The sequence below is a fragment of the Pseudomonas sp. AC252 genome (assembly GCF_979258105.1).
In genome coordinates, this window is the sequence record NZ_OZ409837.1 from 4,176,755 (window position 1) to 4,195,395 (window position 18,641).

General features: G+C 61.2%; 18 protein-coding genes and 2 pseudogenes. All 20 read left to right on the forward strand.

The window, feature by feature from the left end; genetic code table 11:
- Positions 1-232: 232 nt before the first annotated feature.
- Positions 233-2,155: a YncE family protein gene (locus ACZZZ4_RS19090; RefSeq protein ID WP_463548455.1), complete on the forward strand. Its 1,923-nt coding sequence runs from the start codon at positions 233-235 to the stop codon at positions 2,153-2,155.
- A 14-nt stretch (positions 2,156-2,169) separates the two neighbouring features.
- Positions 2,170-2,820, forward strand: a complete 651-nt coding sequence (locus ACZZZ4_RS19095) for an SCO family protein (protein WP_463548456.1) — start codon at positions 2,170-2,172, stop codon at positions 2,818-2,820.
- Positions 2,817-3,437: an SCO family protein gene (locus tag ACZZZ4_RS19100; protein WP_434768421.1), complete on the forward strand. Its 621-nt coding sequence runs from the start codon at positions 2,817-2,819 to the stop codon at positions 3,435-3,437. The genes ACZZZ4_RS19095 and ACZZZ4_RS19100 overlap by 4 nt, the downstream gene beginning before the upstream one ends.
- A gap of 9 nt (positions 3,438-3,446) precedes the next feature.
- Positions 3,447-4,998: pseudogene (locus tag ACZZZ4_RS19105) on the forward strand (cytochrome c/ABC transporter substrate-binding protein).
- Between the two features lie 14 nt (positions 4,999-5,012).
- Positions 5,013-5,774 (forward strand): SurA N-terminal domain-containing protein, encoded by a 762-nt coding sequence (locus tag ACZZZ4_RS19110; protein WP_463548457.1) that lies wholly within the window; start codon positions 5,013-5,015, stop codon positions 5,772-5,774.
- 233 nt (positions 5,775-6,007) lie between these two features.
- The gene (locus ACZZZ4_RS19115; RefSeq protein ID WP_122700545.1) at positions 6,008-6,541 is read left to right on the forward strand and encodes a response regulator; all 534 of its coding nucleotides are present in this window, start codon (positions 6,008-6,010) and stop codon (positions 6,539-6,541) included.
- Positions 6,542-6,622: 81 nt separating this feature from the next.
- Positions 6,623-8,329, forward strand: coding sequence for a GspE/PulE family protein (locus ACZZZ4_RS19120; protein WP_463548458.1), 1,707 nt, complete (start codon positions 6,623-6,625; stop codon positions 8,327-8,329).
- Positions 8,310-9,113, forward strand: a complete 804-nt coding sequence (locus ACZZZ4_RS19125; protein ID WP_463548459.1) for a hypothetical protein — start codon at positions 8,310-8,312, stop codon at positions 9,111-9,113. Before ACZZZ4_RS19120 ends, ACZZZ4_RS19125 begins: the two co-directional genes overlap by 20 nt.
- Position 9,114: 1 nt before the next feature.
- Positions 9,115-9,660, forward strand: a complete 546-nt coding sequence (locus tag ACZZZ4_RS19130; protein WP_415763070.1) for a PilN domain-containing protein — start codon at positions 9,115-9,117, stop codon at positions 9,658-9,660.
- The gene (locus ACZZZ4_RS19135) at positions 9,647-10,195 is read left to right on the forward strand and encodes a GspMb/PilO family protein (protein ID WP_150741543.1); all 549 of its coding nucleotides are present in this window, start codon (positions 9,647-9,649) and stop codon (positions 10,193-10,195) included. The genes ACZZZ4_RS19130 and ACZZZ4_RS19135 overlap by 14 nt, the downstream gene beginning before the upstream one ends.
- On the forward strand, positions 10,195-10,704 hold the full coding sequence (locus tag ACZZZ4_RS19140) for a hypothetical protein (RefSeq protein WP_463548460.1): 510 nt from the start codon (positions 10,195-10,197) through the stop codon (positions 10,702-10,704). The genes ACZZZ4_RS19135 and ACZZZ4_RS19140 overlap by 1 nt, the downstream gene beginning before the upstream one ends.
- Positions 10,701-12,548 carry a secretin N-terminal domain-containing protein gene (locus ACZZZ4_RS19145; protein WP_463548461.1) on the forward strand — a complete coding sequence of 616 codons (1,848 nt, stop codon included), beginning with the start codon at positions 10,701-10,703 and terminating at the stop codon, positions 12,546-12,548. The genes ACZZZ4_RS19140 and ACZZZ4_RS19145 overlap by 4 nt, the downstream gene beginning before the upstream one ends.
- A 2-nt stretch (positions 12,549-12,550) precedes the next feature.
- Positions 12,551-13,024, forward strand: a complete 474-nt coding sequence (locus ACZZZ4_RS19150; protein ID WP_415763066.1) for a type II secretion system protein — start codon at positions 12,551-12,553, stop codon at positions 13,022-13,024.
- 5 nt (positions 13,025-13,029) lie between these two features.
- The gene (locus ACZZZ4_RS19155; RefSeq protein ID WP_463548462.1) at positions 13,030-13,404 is read left to right on the forward strand and encodes a type II secretion system protein; all 375 of its coding nucleotides are present in this window, start codon (positions 13,030-13,032) and stop codon (positions 13,402-13,404) included.
- Positions 13,379-13,918 carry a type II secretion system protein gene (locus tag ACZZZ4_RS19160; RefSeq protein WP_463548463.1) on the forward strand — a complete coding sequence of 180 codons (540 nt, stop codon included), beginning with the start codon at positions 13,379-13,381 and terminating at the stop codon, positions 13,916-13,918. Before ACZZZ4_RS19155 ends, ACZZZ4_RS19160 begins: the two co-directional genes overlap by 26 nt.
- Complete coding sequence (gene csgE / locus ACZZZ4_RS19165; protein ID WP_415763063.1) at positions 13,915-14,307, forward strand: curli production assembly/transport protein CsgE; 393 nt, start codon at positions 13,915-13,917, stop codon at positions 14,305-14,307. Before ACZZZ4_RS19160 ends, csgE begins: the two co-directional genes overlap by 4 nt.
- On the forward strand, positions 14,304-14,735 hold the full coding sequence (locus tag ACZZZ4_RS19170) for a curli assembly protein CsgF (protein WP_415763062.1): 432 nt from the start codon (positions 14,304-14,306) through the stop codon (positions 14,733-14,735). The genes csgE and ACZZZ4_RS19170 overlap by 4 nt, the downstream gene beginning before the upstream one ends.
- Positions 14,736-14,764: 29 nt before the next feature.
- Positions 14,765-15,625 (forward strand): CsgG/HfaB family protein, encoded by an 861-nt coding sequence (locus ACZZZ4_RS19175; protein ID WP_463548464.1) that lies wholly within the window; start codon positions 14,765-14,767, stop codon positions 15,623-15,625.
- A gap of 1,892 nt (positions 15,626-17,517) precedes the next feature.
- Positions 17,518-17,884, forward strand: a pseudogene (locus ACZZZ4_RS19180) (DUF6124 family protein).
- Between the two features lie 168 nt (positions 17,885-18,052).
- Positions 18,053-18,529 carry a magnesium and cobalt transport protein CorA gene (locus ACZZZ4_RS19185; protein WP_415763059.1) on the forward strand — a complete coding sequence of 159 codons (477 nt, stop codon included), beginning with the start codon at positions 18,053-18,055 and terminating at the stop codon, positions 18,527-18,529.
- Positions 18,530-18,641 lie beyond the last annotated feature (112 nt).

The window sequence follows — 18,641 nt, forward strand, 5'->3', positions numbered from 1 at the left end:
AGCTCGGTTTTTTAAGGGTGACGCTGGAGACGCCTTCGCGAGCAAGCCCGCTCCCACAGTGGGCAATGGTGGCAGTGAGAGAGTGGGATGGATGCAAATCCCTTGTGGGAGCGAGCTTGCTCGCGAATGGGGGCAATTCGGGTTCGAGGGTGGCGCTGAAGACGCGTTCGCGAGCTTGCTCGCTCCCACAGGGGCCGGCGTTTTGCCAGATGAAGAGGTAGGGGAGTGCCAGATGAACAGGATCATCAACATCATCGGTATTTGCACGCTGGCCATGGTCGGGGCGGTGCTGACGCTGAGCGAGATTGCCGTGGCGCAAACCGCTGGCGAACAGACGCTCAAGAGGGACGGCGTGACGGTGGACTTCGCCCTCAAACCGCTTGCCGCTGACGGCAAACTGCGCGAAGGCGAATTCGCCGATGTGCAGTTTCGCGTGACCGACAGTGCTTCCGGGCAGGTCTTGTCCGGTGTGGCGCCGGGGGCGTGGATCGATGCGCAAACGGTCGCCGCTGATCAGGCCCAGGGCCGCGATCAGAGCTGCAAGGCGCGCGTCGGTGTGTTCCTCAAATCCAACATCGGCGCGCGCCCGCTGCTCGACCTCAACAGCTATTTCCTGCTGGTCATGAACCGTGACGCCAGCATCGCCGTGGTCGATCCCTCGGTGTCGGTCGGCGGCATCACCAGCACCCTGGCGCGGATCGAGCTCAAACAGCCGCCGATGGATTGGGTCACCCCGACCGACAACAAACGTGTATTCGTGTCGATGCCCAGCGCCGGCGAAGTGGCGGTGATCGACAGCGAGCAGTTCAAGGTGCTCGATTCGATCAAGGCCGGCAGCCAACCGGTGCGCGTCGCGCTGCAACCGGATGAACGCCTGCTCTGGGTCGGCAATAACGCCAGCAAAAGCGAAGACTCCGGCGTCACGGTCATTGACAGCCAAAGCCTCAAGCCGCTGAAACATTTGCCGACCGGGCGCGGTCATCACGAAATCAGCTTCAGCAAGGACAGCCGTTTCGCCTTTGTCAGTAACCGCGACGACGGCACGTTGAGCGTGATCGACAGCGCCAGCCTGGCCATCGTCAAGCAGGTCAGAACCGGCTCCCACCCTTTGTCGGTTGCCTATTCGGCATTGTCCGGCGCGGTGTACGTGGCTGACGGCAAGGACGGCACCGTTACGGTGATCGACGCCAACAGCCACGCCGTGCGCCGGGTGATCACGTTGCAGCAAGGTCTCGGCCCGATGGGTTTCAGCGCTGACGGGCGTTTCGGCGTGGTACTCAACACCCTGGCGAACCGCGCCAGTGTGATCGACGCGGCCACTGACACGGCTATCCATGACCTCGAAGTCTCCGCCGAGCCTTACCAGTTGGTGTTCACCCAAGCCTATGCCTACGTGCGCGGACTGGCCTCGCCCAAGGTCAGCATGATCAATCTGTCTTCGTTGGGCGAGGGTCGCCAGCCCATCATCCAGGGCTTCGAAGCCGGCCCGCAACCACCGCGCATGGCCGGTGATCTGCCGCTCGCGTCGAGCCTTGCGGTATCGCGCGACGACAACGCGGTGTTCGTCGTCAACCCGGTGGACAACACCACTTACTTCTACGCCGAAGGCATGAACGCGCCGATGTCCGGCTATCCCAATCGCGGCCAGATCGCCCGCGCGGCCATGGTCATCGACCGCAGCCTGCGCGAGGTCTCGCCGGGGCTTTACAGCGCCCGGGTGAAACTGCCGCCAGCCGGGCGTTTCGATGTAGCGTTCCTGCTCAATCAACCGAACATCATTCACTGCTTCAGCACACTGATCGAAGCCGATGGCGCGGTGGCGAAACACTTCGGCCAGCCGCAAGTCGAGTTTCTTCTGGACAAGACCACTGCTGCGCTCAACGACCCGTACGTGGTGCGTTTTCGCATCGTGCAGGGCAAACAGAAACTGCAGCGCAGCGGTGTGAAAGACGTGCAATTGCGCTATTACCTGGCGCCCACCTCTCACCCGCGTGAGGTCGCCGCGCAGGAAGTTTCCGCCGGCGTGTATGAAGCGCCGATCACCCTCGACCGCAGTGGCGCCTGGTATCTGCATGTGCGCGCGGCGTCGCTGGGGGCCGGTTTCGACGACAAGACGTTTGCCAGTGTCCGGGTCGCCCCGGGCCAGACGCCCTGAAGAGGAGTTTCACCATGAACCGATTTGTATCCAGTGGCGTGCTGACCCTGTGTCTGTTGAGCCTCGGCATTCAACAAGCCCAGGCCCATTCCGCAGACGAACATGCCGGGCATACGGCGCCGCCACGCAGCAGTCAGGAGCACGCCCAGGTGAAGTTTGCCAACGTGCCATTGCTTGATCAGGACGGTAAGAGCGTACGCCTTGAGCCGGATCTGGTGCAGGGCAAGATTGTCGTCATGAGCTTCATCTATACCAGCTGCACCACGGTGTGCCCGGTGGTCTCGTCGATCATGGGCAAAGTGCAGAAACAACTCGGTGCACGGGTCGGCGATGAGGTGCAACTGGTGTCGATCAGCATCGACCCCCAGCGCGACGACCCCAAGCGCCTGCAGGAATATGCCCGCAGCTTTCAGCAGGGGCCGGGGTGGAGCTGGCTGACCGGCTCGCCACAGTCGATCAATGAAACCCTCAAAGGCCTCGGCAGTTTCAGCGGCGATTTCAAAAGCCACCAGCCGCTGATTCTGGTCGGCGATGGCGACAGCCGCCACTGGACGCGCTACTACGGTTTCACCGATCCGGCGCTGCTCAGCAAGGAAGTGGAAAAGCTCAGCGGCCTGCGCACCCACGCCAGACATACCGCCATCGCCATGGAGCATCAGCCATGAGAATGCTCGACTGGATTTCGCTGAGCGTGTGTTTCTGGATTTTCAGCAACGTCGCGTTTGCCCATGAAGGCCATGCGCCCGATGCCCCGACGAGCGTTGTCGCCGCACCGGCCAAAGGCACTCACGACGCGCAGACATGGTTTACCGACACGCCGTTGTTGGACCAGAACGGCCAGACCTTGCGCTTCTACAGCGACGCCTTGCAGAACCGCGTGGTCCTGCTCAACGTGATTTTCACCAGTTGCAACGATGCCTGCCCGCTGATCACGCGCAAGCTCAAGGAAGTCCGCGAGCTGCTGGGCGACCAGGCCGACGCGATCACTTTCATTTCCCTTACCAGTGATCCGCTGCGCGATACGCCGGCGGTGCTCAAGGCTTACACCTTGAAGCAGGGTTCCGATGACCCTCATTGGCTTTTTCTCACCGGCGACAAGGCGCAGATGGACCTGGTGCTGAGCCGCATCGGCCAGATCGTGCCAACCCCGGAGCAGCACTCCACCCAGCTGATCGTCGGCGACGTCGCCAACAAACGCTGGAGCAAGATCCGCCCCGATGCCCCGGCCGCCGCCATTGCCCAGCGCTTGCAATTGCTGACAATGCCCGTGGCCGGCCGCTGAGCCTGCGCCATGAACCCTGGCCGCTCGCTCGCGCTGATTCTGCTCCTTGGCATCAGCCTTGGCGCCACAGCCCAGCCGCTGACGCTTGAGGAGGCGGCCGGCAAGCGCTTGTACCGCGAAGGGCTGTCGGACAGCGGCGAGCCGGTCATGGCGCGGGTAGGCGCGGCGGACGTGGCGCTGCCGGCGACCAGCCTGCCATGCGCCAACTGCCACGGCGCCGATGGCCTCGGACGGCCTGAAGGCGGTGTGCGTCCGCCACCACTGAACTGGGCACGGCTGACCAGCATTTACGGCCAGCAACAGGTCAACGGTCGGCGCTACCCGGCCTACACCGAAACCAGCCTGGCGAGGGTCATCGAACAGGGCCGCGATCCGGCAGGCAATCGCCTCGACCCGAGCATGCCGCGCTTCGTCCTGTCGATGAAGGACCAGCGCAACCTCACTGCGTACCTCAAGCGGCTCGCCGACGAGCGCGACCCCGGCCTCGACAACGAGACCTTGCACCTGGGGACCTTGCTGCCCAGCCAGGGGCCGTTGGCCGAGGAGGGCATGACGGTGGCAGCGGTGCTCAACGGCAGTGTCGCGCGGATCAATCAGGCGGGCGGCATTCATGGCCGGCAGGTGCGTTTGACGGTGATCGATCCCGGACCGGATCGCGCCAGTGCCGAACTGGCCTTGCGTCAATTGATCGAGCAGGAGCAGGTGTTCGCCTTGATCGCACCGCTGGCGCCGGCCCTCGACAGCGAATTGGCGACGCTGCTGGAACTGGCCGGCGTACCGCTGATCGGTCCGTTATCGATGCCTGGCGCCCTGCAGACCAGCGTGCAGATTTTCGCGCCGTTGCCCGGGCTGCGCGAGCAGCTGCTGGCCTTGGCCGATTACGCCACGGGCAGCTTGCGGGTGTTGCAGGGGCCGACCCTGATTGCCTATCCCGATGACCCGGTACAGGCGCAAGCGGCGCAAAGCCTCGGTCTATATCTGCAGGGGCATGGCTGGGAAAAAGTCAGCTTGCACGCCTACGACGCGGCGGCCGAGCAATTGCCCCTCGGGTCGCGCTCGGTGTTCTATCTGGGCAGCGGCGGCGGTTTCAGTCGCTTGGCCACGCGCCTGCGTAACGCCGGCCAGGTGCCGTATCTGTTTGCCGCTTCGAGCCAGGTCGCCGGCGATCTGCTGCAAGTGCCGGAAGGCTTTTCCCGGCGCGTGTTTCTCGCTTATCCCTTCGTGCCCAGCGACTGGACGCAAAGCGGGCGCATGGCGTTGTCGACGTTGCGTGAGGGCCAAGGGCTGGGCGCGCAACATGCGGTGCTGCAAGTCGGCGCCTACGCCTCGATGTTGTTGCTCGGCGAAGGCATGAAGCAGGCCGGCCGGGATGCCAGCCGGGAAAAACTCGTCGCCGCGCTCGAAGGCCTGCATGATTTCGACACCGGTCTGACGCCGCGCCTGAACTTCGGTCCCGGGCGGCGCACTGGGCTTGAACGGCGCCCATGTGGTGACCGTGGATTTGCCCGATCAGCGCTTCTATCTGGTCGCGCCGTATAAACCGATGGTTGCCAGCCCCTGACGGAGGCTCCGCTCATGAAGCTCATAACCCTGATGTGGCTGCTGATCTGCTGTTTGCCGGCGGCGTGGGCCGACAACGGGCCGGCGGCGGCGCGGGTCAATGGCGAGGAAATTTCGCAGTTTCGTCTCGAGCGCTATTTCGCCGAATACCTGGAAGATCAGGGCCGCGCCGTGGCGAGCATTCGCAATCCCAAGGCCTACAGGCAGCTGCGCCGGGCTGCGCTGGATGCGCTGATCGACCGCGAGCTGCTGTGGCAGGAGTCACGCAAGCGCGGTGTGCGCATCGACGAGCAAACGCTCCACCACCAGATCAATCAGACACGCACTGCACTCGGCGGCGCTGAGCGCTTCGGTCGGCGGTTACAGGACGCCGGCTTCGACGAGGCGTCGTACCGCGATTACCTGGCTCGTGAACTGGCCGCGCAGCAAATGTTTGCCGCATTGCTGCGTCAGCGTTTCACCCGCACTCAGCAACTGCTGATCAAGGTTGCGCCGAATGCCGATGCCACCACCCAGGCACAAGCGCAGATACGCTTGATACAGATGCGAGCGTCTATCATTGCCTCTGCAGGCTTCGTCAGCGCAACGGTGCGCTCACCATTCGGCTGGCACCTGGTCTATCTAGAGAACCACTGGGAGGCGAGCGATGTCCCACGTATGCAAGGGCTGGAATCAGTCGGGGATGAACGCGCTCGACAGCAACAGGCCCAGGCTCGTCGTCAGGTGCTCGCACAATTGCGGGCGCAGAACAGGATCGAACGAATTGACGACGATTGAAGCTTCCCCCCAATAGTGGGGAATGGCTTCGATGCCCATTCAGGTGCTTCCCCGTTTCTGGGGAACGGGGTACCGGGACGAGCGGGCATTATCATTGAATTCAAGGACATGAAGACTTAAAAATACTGGCATTGCGCCTGGCATGAAGTGTGCGTTACCGAGAGTAAGGCACACTCCACCAGACCCGGGCTCAAGGTTTCATCTGCCGGATCTGCTGCTTCAAGGAGTCGACCTTGGTTAACAAAGTACTGGTTGTCGAAGACGAACAGCTGCTTGCACAGAACCTTCAGGATTATCTGTCGGCGCAAGGGCTGGACGTCCGGATTGCACATGACGGAGCGACGGGTATCGGTTTGGCCGAAGCGTTTGCTCCCGATGTACTGGTGTTCGATTACCGCTTGCCCGATATGGAAGGTTTTGAGGTGCTCGACGCCGTCCGCCAGAACAGGACGTGCCATTTTGTGCTGATAACGGGTCACCCGACCGCCGAAGTCTGTGAGCGGGCGCGGCAACTGGGGGTCAGCCACATCCTGTTCAAACCGTTTCCCTTGGCGGAATTGGCCCGAGCTGTCTGCGACCTGTTAGGCATCAAGCGTGAAGCGAAACCCGGTGCGAGCCCTTCCGAAGGGTTTGTCGAACGACGCCAGAGCAGGACCGAGAGCTTCCCGTTGCAGTTGTACGATGGCAGTTGGGTGTTGGCGGATCGGCGACGAAGTCGCGCGACGGCCATGGCACCGGACGACGATCAGATGCTCACCGGGGAGTAATGGCGCGATCAGACGTTCCGGCACCAGCCGCCAGAGTTTGCCGCGCCGACAGGGCTTCAGGCCCCGGTTGGAGAGCAAGCCATGGAACGTCTGTCCGTTGTCGTCGAACCACCGCAGGCGCTAACCGCTGCAGAGCGGTTTACCTGTGAACAGCTGGCTCAGGCCCGGGCACGGGCCGCCACCTCGGGCGAACGCGTCCTCGATGCGCTCGCCGTGCTCTGCGAATTGGCGCCGATGCCGTTCATTGATTGCCTCGGCGCGACCCTGCATTACCCGGTGCTGGCCACCGACAGCCTGTTTCAAGCGACGCCGGTATTCGACCGGGTCACCCTCGCGCAATGCCTCAAACGTGAATTCATCCTGCTGCGCCATAACGACGAAGTCATTGGCGTATTCGCCGACCCCTTCGAGTCGGCGCGGCTGGCCTGGATAGACGACTGCCTGCACGGCGCGCCGCTGTATCTGGTGCACGCCGATGACCTCAAGGCCTATCTGGCCCGCCATGAAGAAAGCTTCCACGCCGTCGACTCGCTGAATGCCCAGGGCGACACCCATCACGAAATCGACACCCTGCAAAGCCTGTCGCTGACGAGTATCAGCGAAGACGCCAGCAGCGTGGTGAAACTGGTCAACTCGACCCTGTACGACGCGCTGAAAATGCACGCCAGCGACATCCATCTCGGCACCACCGGCAATGGCCTGGTGATCAAGTACCGCATTGACGGCGTGCTCAACAACATCAGCAAGGTCCAGGGGTGCGAGTTCGCCGAGCAAGTGATCTCGCGGGTCAAGGTCATGGCCGAGCTGGACATCGGCGAAAAGCGTGTGCCGCAGGATGGCCGCTTCAAGATCGGCATCAGTGGCCGGCAGATCGATTTTCGTGTGTCGATCATGCCGAGCATTTTCGGTGAAGACGCGGTGCTGCGGGTGCTCGACAAACAGGATCTGGCCGACAAGGTCTGCGGCGTGCAACTGCAGGCGCTGGGTTTTGAAGACGAAACCTTGCGCCAGTTGCGCCGCCTCGCCGCCGAGCCCTACGGCATGGTGCTGGTGACCGGCCCGACCGGCAGCGGCAAGACCACCACGCTGTACGCGATGATCACCGAGATCAACCATGGCGTGGACAAGATCATCACCATCGAAGACCCGGTCGAATATCAACTGCCGGGGGTGTTGCAAATTCCGGTCAACGAGAAGAAAGGCCTGACCTTCGCCCGTGGTCTGCGCTCGATCCTGCGCCATGACCCGGACAAGATCATGGTCGGCGAAATCCGCGACCCGGATACCGCACAGATCGCCGTGCAATCGGCGCTCACCGGTCACCTGGTATTCACCACCATCCACGCCAACAACGTCTTCGACGTGATTGGCCGCTTCACGCAAATGGAAATCGACCCCTACAGCCTGGTCTCGGCGCTCAACGCGATCCTTGCTCAGCGCCTGATCCGTCTGGTCTGCACCAGTTGCAGCGCAGCGGTCAGGCCGAGCGATGAAGAGCTGCGCGCCTCGGGCCTCGATCCGCAAAAAGTCGAGCACTACCACTTCGTCCATGGCAAGGGCTGCGGCCACTGCCGGGGCAGCGGTTATCGCGGGCGTACGGCGATTGCCGAGTTGCTGCACCTGGACGACGAACTGCGGCAGATGATCGTCGAGCGTCAACCGATCACCCAAATCAAGGCTCTGGCCTGCGCCCGTGGTTTGCGCCTGTTGCGCGAATCGGCGCTGGAGCTGGTAGAGCAGGGCCGCACCACGCTGGAGGAGATCAATCGTGTCACTTTTATCGCGTGAGCGTTTTATCGCCGTGCTCGGCGCCAGCGGTGTTGGCCTGGGGCAGCGGCGCGGTAGCGACACTCTCTGGCTGGGCAGTGTCGGTTACATCGACGAAGGCTTCCAGAGCTACGCGGTGGCGCTCGACACCCTCGATCGCTTGCTCGGTGAACACGCCCGCGCCGGCGCCGAAGTCAGCGTAGTGATTTCCGGCCACTTCAGCCGTTTCTGCCTGGTGCCGTGGAGCGCGCAGATCAGCAGCCCTGAAGAACTGCGCGGCTTTGCCCGACTGTGTTTTGAAGACTTGTTCGGCGCGACGACTCAGGCGTGGAGTCTGGTGCTGTCCGCCGAACCGTCCGGTTACGACCGCATCGCCAGTGCCTTGCCGCAGGATTTGCTCGATCGCTTGCGCACACTGGTCAGCGCTCGCGGTCTGCGCCTGCGCTCGGTGCAACCGTATTTGATGGCGGCGTTCAACCGTTTCGACAAAAGCCTGGATTCCGGCGATTTCCTGTTCGTGGTGGCCGAGCCGCAACGCAGCGTCTTGTTGCTCACAAGGGAAGGGCGCTGGGCCAGTGTGCGCTCGGTCGGCGGCAGTGACAGCGATGGCGCGCTGAGTGCGTTGATCGGTCGCGAACGGCAGCTGCAAGCCTCGACCAGCGAGCGCGCCTTCAACGTTTACCTGCACGCGCCGGCGCGCCTCGATGCGCAGCCAGACTTGCCGGGCGTGCAATTGCGCAGCCTTGAAGACGCGTCGATGAACGTGCGTGACGGCTTGTACGTCATGTCCCGGGCGGTGGCCTGACATGCGCGCGCTCAATCTGGATTTTCAGCCACGGCCACGTTCCGGCCCGCTGGGCTGGGGGCTGCTCGGCGGCGGTGTGGTGCTGGCGCTGCTGTGCCTGGGCGTGCAACAGCATCTCGATGGCCAATCCGAACAACAGCAAGGTCACTTGCAGACAACCCAGCGCCAGCTCACTGGCGATAACAGCAGCAAGAGCACATTAAGCCCGGCAGAAACCCGCGAGCAGGCGCAGAACCTCGCCGAAATGCGCAAGGTTTCCCAGCAACTGCGGCGCCCCTGGGAACGCCTGTTCGCCATGCTCGAAGCGCTGCCCCGTGACGACGTCGCGCTACTGAGCCTGACCCCGGATGCGCGCAAGGGCCAGGTGCGCATCAGTGCCGAAGCGCGGGATCTGCAAGCCATGCTCGATTTCCACAAGCGCCTGGAAGCCAGTGACGAACTGTCCGACGTGTCGCTGCTCAGCCACGAAATCGTCGTCAAATCGCCGGAACAACCGGTGCAATTCAACCTGTCGGCGACCTGGGAGACAGGCGATGCGAATCCCTAGACTGATCGTCCACGAATACCTGCAGGGCCTCGGTATTCCGGGCCTGGCCGGGCTGGCGCTGCTACTGGTTGCACTGGCCTGGGCACTCGCTGGCTTGCTGCCGGGCTGGCAGTCGTTGCAGCAACTCACGTCACAGACGCAGGAGGCCAGCGACTATCTGGCCCAGGTCGAAGACGGCAGCATTGCGCCGCCCGTGGTACCGCAGCGTCAGCTCGATGACTTTCGCAACAAGCTGCCGGCGCAACCGCAGGCCACCGTGGCGATCGATCGCATCTATGCGCTCGCGGCGCAGGAACACATCACCCTGGCGCGCGGCGAGTACGCCCTTGGCGTCGACCCGAAAACCCACTTGGCGCGCTATCAGATCCTCTTGCCGGTGCGTGGCAGTTATCCGCAACTGCGGCGCTTCCTGCATGCCTTGCTCGGGCAGTTGCCGGCGGTGGTGGTGGAAGACCTCGAACTGCAGCGCAAGAAGATTGGTGACACCGACCTCAACGGGCGGATCCGTTTGACCCTCTACCTGTCGAGGTCGTGATGAATACCAAGCGCGTGACCGGTTGGCTGGGGTTCTTCGGTGTGGCGGCGGCGCTGGCCTGGTTGCCTGAGTACTTCTCGCCAGGCGAAGACCCGGAATCGGCCGAAGTGGCCGTGGCCACGCCGGTGAAATCTGCCAGCCATGGCGCCCAGGCAGGCAGGGTCAAGACAGCGCCAATCAAGGACCTCGGCCCGGCCGGCGACCTGTTCGCGGCGAAGACCTGGAAAGCCGCGCCGACCCTGGCCACCGTCACTGAAATTGCCGTCAACCCCGCCCCGGTGGTGCAAGCCCCGAGCCTGCCACCGCTGCCGTTTCAATTCGTCGGCAGGCTGCATGACCGCAGCGACCTGCAAGTGTTTTTGCAGAGCGGTGAGAAAATCTACGTCGTGCGCAACGGGGATGTGATCGACGACACCTGGAAGATCACCGGCATTTCCGATCTGGAACTGAGTCTGGTCTACCTGCCTTTGCATTTGTCGCAGACCCTGTCTGTGGGGAGCACGCAATGAACCGATCCCGTTTGCTGATGAGTGTCGGCCTGTGCGCCGGGCTGGCTGCCTGCAGCACCGCACAAGTGGCCAACAAGGAAGCCGCCGACCTGATTGAACAGGGGCAATACGAGGCGGGGCTGGCCCGAATCGAGGAGGGGTTGCGCGAAGACCCGCGTGACACCGAATTGCACCTGCTGCTCAACAGCGGCCGGGCCAAGGCAATCACCGCATTGCTGACCTCCGGCGACACCGACCGCGCACGGCGCGATTTTGCTTCCGCGCGGGTCGCCTACAACCGCGTGTTGACCATCGAACCGAATAACCGCCGTGCCCAGGATGCCCTGAAGCAGATGGACTATCTGCGCAGCATGGACGAGAAGCTTGAACTGGCCCGTGGTGACCTGCGTCGCGGCGACATCTACGGCGCCGACCGCCAGGTCAAACAGATCCTCGAACTCGACCCGAACAACGAAGGCGCGCTGGAGCTGCAGGGCAATATCCGTCTGGTGCAAAGCCGCAACGTCATCGTCTATCCGCAGTTGCGTACCAAGCTTGATCGCCCGGTGACCCTGGAGTTTCGCGACGCCAATCTCAAGACCATTTTCGAAGTGCTGTCGCAGGTCGCCGGGCTGAATTTCATCTTCGACAAGGACCTGCGCCCGGACATGAAAGCCACCATCTTCGTGCGTGACGTGCGCATCGAAGACGCGGTGACCCTGCTGCTGCAACAGAACCAGTTGCACCAGAAAGTGGTGAACGAAAACACCTTGCTGATCTACCCGGATTCGCCGCAGAAAGTGAAGGATTACCAGGAACTGGTGATGCGCACCTTTTACCTGACCAGCATCGACGCCAACACCGCCCTGAACATGGTGAAAACCATGCTCAAGACCCGCGACGTGTTTGTCGACGAACGCCTCAACACCCTGACCATGCGCGACACCGAAGACGCCGTGCGCATGGCCGAAAAACTCCTGCAGTCGCAAGACCAGTCCAATCCGGAAGTGGTGCTTGAAGTGGAAGTGATGGAAGTCGCCACCCAGCGCATTCTCGACCTCGGCCTGCAATGGCCGAACACCTTCGGCGTGGTCAACAGCGACGGTTCGGCGGTGACCCTGCTCGATCAGCTCAAAGGGATCAACTCCAGCCGCATCTCGATCTCGCCTTCGCCACAGGCCAAGATCAATGCGCAGGACAACGACATCAACACGCTCGCCAGCCCGGTGATTCGCGTGAGCAACCGTGAACAGGCACGGATTCACATCGGCCAGCGGGTGCCGATCATCAGTGCCACATCGGTGCCGTCGACTCAAGGCCCGGTGATCACCGAAAGCGTCACTTACCTCGACGTCGGTTTGAAACTCGAGGTGCAACCGACAGTGCATCTGAACAACGAAGTGGCGATCAAGATTGCCCTCGAAGTGAGTAACGCCACGCCGCTGGAACCGACCCGTCAGGGCACGATCCCGGTGCAGGTCGACACACGCAATGCGCAGACCACGCTGCGCTTGCATGACGGCGAAACGCAAATCCTCGCCGGACTGATGCGCAATGACCACGGCGCCACCGGCAACAAGATTCCCGGCCTTGGTGACATTCCCGGTTTGGGCCGGCTCTTTGGCAGCAACAAGGACACTGTCGGCAAATCCGAGCTGGTGTTGTCGATTACCCCTCGGGTCGTGCGCAACCTGCCGTACCAGAGCCCGTCGGACATGGAATTCTCCACCGGCACCGAAACCAGCATGCACATTCAGGCCCCGGATCGTTCGCAGAGCTACGTGGTGCCGTCACCTGCCGCGCAGCCGCGTGCAGTCGGCGACTCGGCCGTGGCAACTACCCGTGTCACCGTCGAGAAGCCTTGATCATGAACGCCTGCCAACGCGGTTTCACGCTGATCGAAGTGGTGGTGACGCTGGCCCTGATCGGCCTGCTGGCGAGTATGGCCGCGCCGCTGACCGAGACCCTGGTTCGACGCGGCAAGGAGCAGGAATTGCGCAATGCGCTGTATCAGATTCGCGATGCCATCGACGCCTACAAACGTGCGTTCGATGCCGGTTACATCGAGAAGTCGCTGAACAGCAGCGGCTACCCGCCGAACCTGAAAGTGCTGGTCGAGGGCGTGCGCGATGTACGCAGCGCGAAGGGCGCCAAGTTCTACTTTTTACGCCGCATCCCGCGTGATCCGCTGGTGCCGGCCAAACGTGACGATGAAGGGGGTTGGGGCCTGCGCGCCTACGACAGTCCGGCTCAGAATCCGCGCGATGGCGAAGACGTCTTTGATGTCTATTCCCACGCGCGGGGCAAGGGCCTCAACGGCATTGCCTACCGCGAGTGGTGAAGCACATGCGCCGGGAAAAAGGTTTTACCTTGCTGGAGCTGATGGTGGTGATGGCGATCATCGCGACATTGATGACCATTGCGTTGCCGCGCTACTTCAACAGCCTCGAAGCGTCGAAGGAAACCACGCTGCGCCAGAGCCTGTCGGCCATGCGCGAAGCGCTGGATCACTTCTACGGCGACACCGGCCGCTATCCCGATTCCATCGAGCAATTGATCGAGCAACGTTACCTGCGTAATGCGCCACTGGACCCGATCACCGAGCGCAAAGACCAGTGGGTGGTGATCGCGCCACCGGACGGTGTCGCCGGTGGCGTGGCCGATATCAAGAGCGGTGCTACCGGGAGGGCGCGTGATGGCAGCCAGTATTCCGAGTGGTAACTGCGCGCAGCAAGGTGGTTTTACCTACCTGGGCGTGCTGTTGCTGATTGTGCTGATGGGTATGGGGTTGGCCAGTGCCGGCGAGTTGTGGTCGACCACTGCGCGTCGCGACCGTGAACACCAGTTGCTCTGGGTCGGGACCCAGTATGCGCAGGCGCTGCGCAGCTACTACCGCAGCTCGCCGGGGCTGGCGCAGTACCCGAAAGAACTGGCCGACCTGCTCGACGATCAACGTTTTCCCGAGGCGAAACATCACCTGCGTCAGCTCTATCCGGATCCGATCGGACAGGGTGAATGGGCGCTGCAACGCGGTTTTGACGGACGCATCACCGGTCTCAACAGCGCCTCGACCGAGGTGCCGTTGAAGCAGGCGGACTTCCCGACGCAATGGTCGGATTTCCAAGGAATGCAGCGTTATTCGGACTGGCAGTTCGTTGCTGAAAAAGCCTTCCTCGACGGCGCCAATGGCCCAGCGAAAGGGCAGTCGAAGCAGCCCCAGGCATTGCAGCCATGACTCGCCATTGGTGGTGCGCGCTGATCGTGATGCTTGCGGCTGGCGGCGCGTGCGCTGCTGAAGAAGACGAAATGATGGGGTTCGTCGTCGACGACACGATCTCGCACATCGGCCACGACTTTTACTACTCGTTCACCGAACGCCTGCGCGACACCAGCCCGATGGATTTCAACCTGGTGGTGCGCGAGCGCCCCGACGCGCGCTGGGGCAGCCTGGTGACCGTGGAATATCAGCAACGCCTGGTCTATCGGCGCTTCCTGCCGCCGAACACCGTGGAGCTCAAGGACGAGGCCTACGCGGCCGCCGACTGGGTTCGCCGCCAGGTTGTCCAGCGCAAGCTGGAGGCACTGTTGCAGGACACCACCGACCTTGAGAAGGACGAATTATGAACAACACAACGTTCTCACGGCGCAGCGGATTCTGGATCTCGGGGTTGTTGATCGGCCTTGCCGGCACTGCCGCCGTCCAGGCCACCGAGCTGGTCTATACGCCGGTCAACCCGTCGTTCGGCGGCAACCCGCTGAACGGCACCTGGTTGCTCAACAACGCGCAGGCACAAAACGATCACGACGACCCGGACATCAAGAGCCGCTCGGCCGTGGCCGGGACTTCGGCACTGGAGCGCTTCACCAGTCAATTGCAATCGCGGCTGCTAGGGCAGTTGCTGGACAACATCTCCACCGGCAACACGGGGAGCCTGTCCACCGACTCTTTTATCGTCAACGTCATCGACGACTCCGGGGCACTGAGCATTGAAGTGACCGATCGAGCGACCGGTGAGGTTTCGGAAATTCAGGTGAACGGCCTCAACCCATGACGGGCTGACGGTTCCGGGGAGTGACGGACATGAAAAAGATCATCGCGCTAGGGCTGCTGTTGGCGACATTACAAGGGTGCAGTCTGCGTGAGCCGATGTCGGCCGAGCAGGACACCGAAACCCCGACCCTGACCCCCAGGGCCTCGACCTATTACGACTTGCTGAAGATGCCGCGACCCAAGGGGCGATTGATGGCGGTGGTGTACGGTTTCCGTGACCAGACCGGGCAATACAAACCGACCCCGGCGAGTTCGTTTTCCACCAGCGTGACCCAGGGCGCGGCGTCGATGTTGATGGACGCGATGCAGGCCAGCGGCTGGTTTGTCGTGCTGGAGCGTGAAGGGCTGCAGAATCTGCTGACCGAACGCAAGATCATTCGCGCCTCGCAGAAGAAGCCGAATACGCCGGTGAATATCCAGGGTGAGCTGCCGCCGTTGCAGGCGGCGAACATGATGCTTGAGGGCGGGATCATTGCCTATGACACCAATGTGCGCAGCGGCGGGGAAGGGGCGCGGTATCTGGGGATTGATTTGCAACGTGAGTATCGGGTGGATCAGGTGACCGTGAATCTTCGCGCAGTGGATGTGCGCAGTGGGCAGGTGCTGGCGAATGTGATGACCAGCAAGACGATTTATTCGGTGGCGCGCAGTGCCGGGATTTTCAAGTTTATCGAGTTCAAGAAGTTGCTTGAGGCTGAGGTGGGGTATACCACCAATGAACCGGCGCAGCTTTGTGTGTTGTCGGCGATCGAGGCGGCGGTGGGGCATATGGTGGCGCAGGGGATCGAGCGGCGGTTATGGCAGGTGGCGGGGGACAGTTCGGTGCCTGGGCAGGATGATGTGTTGAATCGGTATTTGAGCCAGAACAGGATTGACCCGGATGCCGAGTGAACGTGGCGGCCTTCGGGCCGACCAATCTCTTTTAGCTGAACCCGGTTTGAACCTGTAGGAGTGAGCCTGCTCGCGATAGCTATCTATTGGGCATCGACGATATCGCGAATGCACTCAGACCTTGTGGGAGCTGGCTTGCCAGCGATGGCGGCCTCACAGCCGTCCAATCTCTGGCAGACGTACCCAGTTCCAATGTGGGAGCCAGCCTGCTGGCGATGGCTTTCTCTCAGGCGCTGATTTTTTGTTCTGTGTACATATCCGTTGCTGCGGTCACGGCCGCTTAGGGTTCCGCCCTTACGGCGGGTCACCTTTTTCAAACGCCAAAAAGGTAACCCAAAAGGCTTGCTCCTACGTTCGGCCCTCGCAGGCTCGGGTCCCTTCGATCCGGGATCGATCCGGGCGCAGCGGCTACGGTTTGCTGCGCTGCACCTCCTTCCGCTGTGTCTGGCTGCGCCAGACGGTCGCTGCGCTCCCACGCCCGGATCAATCCCTCCACTCAGCCTTCCGACGTCGCCGGTGGATCAAAAGCAAGATCAAAAGCACTCGAGCTAACGCTCATCCTGTTGAGTGGGGCGGCTTTGCCGCTTGGGTTGTACGCACATTAAAACTGTGGGAGCGAGCTTGCTCGCGAAGGCGGCCTGACAGCCCCCAATCTCTTGCTGACAACACGCGATTCAATTGTAGGAGTGAGCCTGCTCGCGATAGCTATTTCTCAGACACAGTAGCTATTGCGGATGTACCCAAATCCTTGTGGGAGCTGCGGTGCGACGATTCGACTTGCCAGCGATGGCGGCCTTACAGCCGACCAGGCTCTGGCAGATGTACCCAGTTCCAATGTGGGAGCCAGCCTGCTGGCGATGGCTTTCTTTCAGGCGCTGATTTTTTGTTCTTTGTACATCTCCGTTGCTGCGGTCACGGCCACTTAGGGTTCCGCCCTTACGGCGGGTCACCTTTTTCAAACGCCAAAAAGGTAACCCAAAAGGCTTGCTCCTACGTTCGGCCCTCGCAAGCTCGGGTCCCTTCGCTCCGGATCGATCCGGGCGCAGCGGCTACGGTTTGCTGCGCTGCACCTCCTTCCGCTGTGTCTGGCTGCGCCAGACGGTCGCTGCGCTCCCACGCCCGGATCAATCCCTCCACTCAGCCTTCCGACGTCGCCGGTGGATCAAAAGCAAGATCAAAAGCACTCGAGCTAACGCTCATCCTGTTGAGTGGGGCGGCTTTGCCGCTTGGGTTGTACGACATTAAAACTGTGGGAGCGAGCCTGCTCGCGAAGGCGGCCTGACAGCCCCCAATCTCTTGCTGACAACATACGATTCAATTGTAGGAGTGAGCCTGCTCGAGATAGCTATCTCTCAGACTCAGTTGCTATTGCGGATGCACCCAAATCCTTGTGGGAGCTGCGGTGCGACGATTCGACTTGCCAGCGATGGCGATCTATGAGCCGACCAATTCCCGCCGGTTGCACACATTCACTGTAGGAGCTGCCGAAGGCTGCGATCTTTTGACTTTGATTTTTTAAGATCAAGATCAAAAGATCGCAGCCTGCGGCAGCTCCTACCCGTGCGTATTTCAATTCGGAATGTTTAAAGGTTGTTTCGATTTTGCAGAACCTTCCCACAGGGTTTTCAGGTTGTCCGTCGGACGTCCGGTCTCTAGCCTGTGTTCGTCGCTGCCAAATCAGTGACCGGGATTGGTAACCCCGACGTGAACCGAGCGCATTTGCGCTTTTCATGACGCATGCTTGCGCACCTTTATTGTGTGCACTCCGTTATGGCGGCTGTGCGCGGGAGACCTTCGGGTCAACCGGGTTCTCCGTTCCCCGTGTTTCCAGCCTGCGTACAGCTGCCACCTATTCATTCGGAAACCGAATGGGCCAGCTTCGGAGAATTACCATGAAAAAACCAGCACCCACCCCCCAGAACCAGACACTAACACCACATCACCCTACGCCTCAGTCGACATTAAAAACTCCACGAAGCCGCCGATCGCGCCCTCGACTTCTACCTCAACCCCACCGCCCACATCATGTCCAGCACCAACGAGCCGGAACCCATGTACCTGGCCAATCCCAGGTACAACACCGAATCCCTGCTGGCCAACGCCACCGAAACCCTCGGCTCGGCCAGTGAAATGCTCAACAACTTCGCCGCCTCCCTGGATCCCTCGCACCGCAAGACCGCGCTGGGCATCGCGCAGGTCGTCATGCTGGGCGAACTGGCCGTCAACCAAGCCCTTGATCACGTCGAACTCAAGAACTGAACACACCAATTGATCGTTCCCACGCTCTGCGTGGGAATGCAGCCCTTGACGCTCTGCGTCATAAGCGGGTTTCAGTTCCACACGAATCGAGGAAGGCAGCGATACACTGTAGCGTTTTCACGTCCGCTGATCTGCCAGCCGTGTTCGAAGGGAATAACGAGGCAAAAAATGAAAGGGAAATTTTTTACGAACAGGCGAGTCAGTTTTGGTTTGGTGGCAGTTCTATCGGTGAATGCGGCGTTGTTGGCGTTGATCGTATGTAGCGATTATTTAAATCGACACGATATGAAAATGATCAAAACTAAAGAACCGTTGCTTATCGAAGGTCCAAATGGCGACGATAATTTCTATGTCCTGCCTCTGGGCACTACGCTCTACCACGATAAAAGCTTTCCTGAAGGTCACGATCGTTATGTGGTGTATCTAAATCATAAGGGCGTGATTGCTCACGAAGAAGTGCCCATGAAGCCTGAGTATGGTGGTTCTTTTATTGATCCACTCTGGCTGGCAAATGTGGATGCGGATACTTTGAAAGAAATTTTCAAGCGTTTTCCGCTTTCCAAAAAAGATATCGCAGCCGCTATTAAGGCCAACGAGTTAACCAAGGATGATCTGGCCGACATCATTCGTTCAATGCCAGATTGATGGGCTTAGTAGGAGCTGCCGAAGGCTCGGGGCATGATCGGCAGCTCCTACAAAGGCCCACAAAAAACCGCGACCCCCCTCACCAGAGAATCGCGGCCCATCAACACCCAAC